The following is a 5,750-nucleotide window of genomic DNA, read 5'->3' as shown; positions in this document are numbered from 1 at the left end:
GTTTGCCAGTCAAGGTCGGGTAGATATTCAGGCGCAGGGTGATGCGATGGGGCTGGAAGCGCTGAAAGACATCACGGTAAGCAGTCATGAAGGCAAAGTGATCATCAGTGCCAAAGAGGAGATCTTGCTGGCCTGTGGCGGGGGATATATCCGTATTAGCAATGGGCAGGTGGAAAGTGGGGCACCTGATCACATTATCCAGCGGGCGGCGGTGTGGCAAAAATTTGGCGGGCAGCGTATCAGTCAGGCTATACAGCAGTGGCAAACAGGTAATTACGCTGTGACGCCGAAGGTTGTACAGGCTTATAACATTTCCCCGTTAGCCCGTCAGGATATGCAACTCCATGCCGAAGATGGCGGCGTGCAGGCGTTATCAACTGCACAGGATGGGAAAAGCGCCCTGCAAAAACAGGTTGGCGTGGAAATCAGTAAATTGAAAATAAAAGATGAGGAGTAGATTGTGAGCGAATCGAAGGAAAATGAGATTTATATTCATCCAGAATATGATGAATATGGCTCCCCTTATTACAACGTCCCCAATGCCAGAACGGAAGAGAATCTGGTGGCGACCTGTTTGAAATACGCAACTAAAGTGATCCCGGTGATCTTTCTGCCGGGGGTGATGGGGAGTAACTTAAAATCGAAGCAGGGTAAGTCAGTCTGGCGGTTAAATGCGGAATATAGCCCGGATGTTTTATTTTGGATGTTTAGGGGGGCGCCTTACAGGAAAAAAATCTTAGATCCTAGTAGTACAGAAGTTGATGATTCGGGAACTATTACGTCTGACCACACGGAAAAGAATAAATTCCCTGATTGCAGTCGGCGTGGCTGGGGAGAGGTGGCACATATGAGCTATGGCACTTTTTTGCCCTGGCTTCAGGCTGTGTTGGATGATGAGCGTTTGGCATTTGAGTACTGTCTGGCAGGGCAGGGAAAGCAAACTCTCCGGCAACAAATGGTTGATATGAACTTGAAGGCTGAGTTAGGCGAAGAGCCGTTAACACGGACTGAGGTTGACCACAGCTATAACTTTCTCTACCCGGTTCATGTGATGGGTTATAACTGGTTGCAGTCCAATGTGGATTCTGCCAAAAGGCTGGCAGAATATGTTGATAAGATTTTAGCCTTCTATGGTAAACGTTGTGCAATCAAGCAGGTGATTTTAGTCACTCATTCTATGGGCGGGCTGGTTGCCCGCCATTATTCAGAAAAATTGAACGGTCGGGATAAAATTTTAGGGATTGTGCACGGTGTTATGCCGGATACCGGTGCTCCGATCACTTATAAAAGGATGAAAACCGGTGAAGATGGTGTGGTCGGATTGGTTATCGGCAGTAATGGTGCAGAGATGACCGCAGTGATGGCACAATCTCCCGGTCCGTTACAATTGCTGCCGGGAACGAAGTATGGTAAAGGCTGGTTACATATCGCCGATGGTAAAATCACACATAAGCTGCCGGAATCTAATCCTTATCAGGAAATTTATCTGGAAAAAGAGCGGTGGTGGGGATTATGTGAAACCCGGTTTTTAAACCCGGATAAACAGGATAAATGGAAAAATGAAGAAAGCTGGAATAGTTATCGGAAGTTGATAAATAACACTGTGAAGCCATTTATTGAAGAGTTAACCGGTCATTATCATCCGAATACTTATGCCTTTTATGGTGCCAGTGAGAAACACTTATCGTATGGCGTTATCTCTTGGGAAGAAGAAAGTAAAAATTACTATAACAAAATGGATGATTATTCAGGCTTGACTTTTGATCAGCCGATTTATGATCCTTTTGATAGGGAAATTGGTGCAAGACGTATGGTGCAGTTTTCTGTTGGGCCTTCATTTCGGGATGTTGCCGGGAAAACTTTTAAGCTGGCTTCTCCCAAGGCGCTGGGGGATAGTACCGTGCCGGTACAGGCTGGCCGGATTACTTATAGTGGTTTACGTGGCTTGCTGGCGACGAAAGTCGACCATGAAGGGGCTTATAAAGAGGATACAGGCACGAAAGAGACTTTCGCCCGGTTATTTACTTTACGTTCAATTGTCAAGATGGTTCAGGGGGTAAAAATTGAATAAAAAAAAGGGGTTACTGATTTTATTGGCGATAGTAGCCATTTACGTTTTGTGGCGGTGGTATTTCCCAGCCTCTTATCATCCTGTGTTAACTGAAAAGGAAAAGAAAGTGACAACTGAAATGTTAGCAAATATGCAGACCCGTTGTGTAGGCCGTTATTTAATTGATGTTCCTACTGGATTTGACAATATTATCCATGACGGGATATCTATTGGTGAAGCGAAAATAAAAACTAAGCGTTTGTATCCCCCTGAATTTGAACAGCGGATACAGTTAAAAGAGCAGGAATTAAAAACAACTCAGTATGTTGACCCGAAAAATATGCCCTTTTTAAAAAAGGTCTATCACCTCCAGGGAAATTTAAAGGGAGTGATTTTCGACAGAAATCAGGACACGAGTGCGCCTGGTTATGCCCGAGTATTGGAAGCGCATTTATATAACAATGGGGTTGCCTTTATCATAACAATGGAATTTATGGAGATGTCAGATGATAGATATAAGGCAGACAGGGATGATTTTATCAAGGGGGGATTTTCTGAAAGACAATATAATGAGTTGGATCAAACTTTATATAAAATGAATAGTCTAATTGCCAGAATCAGTGGCAGAAAAGAGACGGAAATCCCCAAGGTGGCAGGCACCTGTATTCCTGACGGTTTTATTGCTGGTAGTGGTAATGAGAAAGAGAATATAACCTTTGTTTATCAGGGAAATAAAGGTGACCATTTTACTTTCAGTGTTGAAATATTTAATGATCTTCAAGAGAAAGACCATATGCTAGACCGTTTGGTCGGAATGGAAGGCATGTTTCTGGCTATGCGCACTAAGGTAATCAGGAAAGGGAAGCGGGAAATTAATGGCACTTATACGGAGGAAATTTTAGCGAAAATTCCGACAAAAACAATTGAGGAGCCAGAAACCGAGATCCCCGGGTATGCATTTGATTTAATTGCAAATGAGACGGTTGGCGATTATAAAAATCCCTTTGTGAATATTGAGCTAAAAAATGATCGGTTATCTGCAACACCGTACAATGAAAATGAACTGATAACATTTTGGGATGCAGTAACGAATACTTTTCGTAAAAGGCCGGGCGCTTTCGATTCTCGATAACATGCGTTTTAAATTAAAGCCTTTATAGGAATATAGGGTTAATCTAATCAAGGTGGATAAAGGCACTAAAATACCAATAGGTATTTTACATTCCGTTGTCAGAATGACTCAGGCAGTGAAAATTGGATAAAAAAAGGGTTTTCCAATTTTATTGGCGACGGGGGTGTTTTCTCTATGAGAGGGTGGTTTTAATCATGCATTTATGAGGGTTCAATATGATTAAATTTGATTTTTGGGAGACGGTATTAGTCTGTTTTTTTCTTGTTTTCTATTATGCCTGGCCGGTCATAATGATTATTGATGGCTTTGTCATTTATCGGGCGGTTCAATGCATTAAGCGAAAGAAATACAAACGTATACTGTTTTTAATCCCTGTTGCGGTGTTACTGAGTGTGCCGCTTATTTATTATTTAATTCAATGGTTAAAGGTATGGAGTTATTAAAATCAATAACGAGGTATCTCGGTATAAAATATTATTTCCAGATGCCTGATAATTTATTTAGGATTATTTCGATAATCAATAGAGGATATCACAATGTCTGGTATTGTTTGTTTAGGTGATGCCACTGATCGAGGTGGAAAAGTGATCACCGCTTCTTCAACAATGTATTTCGACGGTAAACAGGCCGCTTTGGTAGGGGATCTCATTCATTGTCCGCTAGAGGGGCACGGTATTAATCCGATTATTGAGGGGGATAATACCGTTCAGGAAAATGGTCGTGCTGTAGTGGTGCATTATTGTCGCTGCCAGTGTGGGTGTCATGTATTGAGCTCAATGCCTCATAACCAGGTTGAGTCATCGTTATGAGCTGGCCTATTCCTGAGATCCCCCGGCTTCGTGTCGTAGCGCCGGTGCGTTATGGGTTGTGGGGGATAATTTTATTGCTGATGCTGGCGGTGGGCACAGGCATGGCGCTGGTGCTGAGAACAACCCCCGATTTATTGCAGGTCGTACTGTATGGCAGTTTACCGGCCTTTTTCGGCTGGATGCTGTTATTCGGTGCGGTACTAAACCGCTATGAGCGATTCTGTACTGCGGAGCAAGCCTGGGAAGCCGCCAGTGCCGAAACCCGTTTCCAGTGGCAGCAATGGAGCAGAAAGCAACTGGCGGTAGTCGGCAACTTTATTCTGACGCCAGAGCCGCAGGGCATAGCTCCCTTGTTGGGTAAACCGAAAGAGATCCCGGCTTTTCCCGATGCCGGGCGGTCGCTGTCTGTGCCATCAACGGATATCCGGCAGTTATTGGCGAAAGTTGATGATAAGTTTGAACAACAGTGTTCAGGGTATCGCCCGCTTTTGGGCACCATTTATCTTGCTGGCGTCCCTGCAATGGATTTGTCTCATTATCAAGAGTGTGTGCAACAACAGTGGGGTTTAATTCCCACTCAAATAGAGAGCAGGGAGGTAATAACATCATTGTACGATAAGGCGGCTTTTGAGGGGTTGATAATGGTTATCGCCTGCCAGTGCTGGCCTGCCAAAGGCGGTAAAGAAGCGTACAGCGAATTTTTGTCTGCTCAGTTACTTTCCTCGACGGCATTTGCCGCCCAGAAAAAGTTAAACGTTCTGGCGGGTATGGGAAGGCCGCTGCCATCGTTACCCGGGGAAATAAAGAAAGATTTCAGGGTGTTGTTTGAGTATAACCGCATTGCCAAAAGCAGTATGCAGCACCTCTGGGTGACGGGTGTTTCTCAAAACGTGCTGACTGAACTGATGATGGATGGCCGTGATAGCCCATTCCATTTTATCCCAGAAAATCCTGTTCATTTAATCGACCATACTTTTGGTCCACCGGGTCCGCTGTCTGTGTTTCTGACCTCAGCCCTGCTGACGGAGGCCACGGGCCTGACAAATAGCGATCATATCATTATCAATCAATTACCCGAGGGTAGCGCGGTACTTTATTTAATGACGAAGGAGTTACACGCATGAACGCGAGTCATGATCATCACTATGGCCTTCGGGGATATGTTTTTATTACGCTGAGTCTGACCGGAATATTTTTTCTGCTGATTTATTTAAATCAGGCAGTGCTTGCGGACAACGGGTTACTGAACCTTGCGTGGTATGCCTGTGCCACGTTTTTCCCAGCCATACTGATAGGCTTATTGGGGAGCACGGCATGGGAGTATATCCGGCAGAATAAAGCGCAACAACCATTCCGGCCAGAGACTGCACAAGCTGAAACTCGCCTCAGCCAGTCTGCGCTAATACTCCGTGATTTAGGCGATCGCCTGCACCGTCGTTATGGCCTGTTCTGGGGGTATAAAGTCCGTATCTTGTTGTTGGTGGGCGAACCTGAACAGGTGGAAGCCATCGCGCCGGGGTTGACCAGCCAACACTGGCTGGAGGGCCATCGCACGCTCCTGCTGTGGGGCGGCAGTTTACAACACACGGAACCCGATGCCGCGCAACTGGCGGCCCTGCGTCGCTTGCGCCGTTTCCGTCCACTCAACGGCATCGTCTGGGCATTGACCGAACAACAAAGCGCGCAGCCGGTCTGGCTAGATAAAGCCCTGCGGATGTTGCAGAAACAGGCCCGACAGTTGCACTGGCAGGCACCCGTC

The 5,750-nt window shown here is 45.6% G+C and carries 5 protein-coding genes and 1 pseudogene; all 6 read left to right on the top strand.

Annotated elements, in window-relative coordinates; translation table 11 throughout:
* A partial coding sequence (locus tag ABR397_RS21680) for a DUF2345 domain-containing protein (RefSeq protein WP_350307528.1) occupies positions 1-457 on the top strand: 457 nt, incomplete at its 5' end.
* A gap of 3 nt (positions 458-460) precedes the next feature.
* Positions 461-2,071 carry an esterase/lipase family protein gene (locus ABR397_RS21675; RefSeq protein ID WP_350307527.1) on the top strand — a complete coding sequence of 537 codons (1,611 nt, stop codon included), beginning with the start codon at positions 461-463 and terminating at the stop codon, positions 2,069-2,071.
* The gene (locus tag ABR397_RS21670) at positions 2,064-3,182 is read left to right on the top strand and encodes a T6SS immunity protein Tli4 family protein (RefSeq protein WP_350307526.1); all 1,119 of its coding nucleotides are present in this window, start codon (positions 2,064-2,066) and stop codon (positions 3,180-3,182) included. The genes ABR397_RS21675 and ABR397_RS21670 overlap by 8 nt, the downstream gene beginning before the upstream one ends.
* A 536-nt stretch (positions 3,183-3,718) precedes the next feature.
* Positions 3,719-3,991: a PAAR domain-containing protein gene (locus tag ABR397_RS21665; RefSeq protein ID WP_350307525.1), complete on the top strand. Its 273-nt coding sequence runs from the start codon at positions 3,719-3,721 to the stop codon at positions 3,989-3,991.
* Entirely contained in the window at positions 3,988-5,115 is a 1,128-nt protein-coding gene (locus ABR397_RS21660) for a hypothetical protein (RefSeq protein WP_350307524.1), read from the top strand. Before ABR397_RS21665 ends, ABR397_RS21660 begins: the two co-directional genes overlap by 4 nt.
* Positions 5,112-5,750, top strand: a pseudogene (locus tag ABR397_RS21655) (ImcF-related family protein); the annotation flags it as partial. The gene ABR397_RS21660 and the pseudogene ABR397_RS21655, both read left to right, overlap by 4 nt.

The organism is Photorhabdus viridis, from assembly GCF_040256935.1.
In the GTDB taxonomy this organism is placed as follows: domain Bacteria; phylum Pseudomonadota; class Gammaproteobacteria; order Enterobacterales; family Enterobacteriaceae; genus Photorhabdus; species Photorhabdus viridis.
Note: the sequence above shows the minus strand (reverse complement) of the source record. Positions and strands in the feature narration are given on the sequence as shown.

Bases quoted from the DNA above. Each gene is read 5' to 3' on its own strand.
- ABR397_RS21660 (WP_350307524.1), top strand. From the start codon at position 3,988: ATGAGCTGGCCTATTCCTGAGATCCCCCGGCTTCGTGTCGTAGCGCCG.
- ABR397_RS21665 (WP_350307525.1), top strand. From the start codon at position 3,719: ATGTCTGGTATTGTTTGTTTAGGTGATGCCACTGATCGAGGTGGAAAA.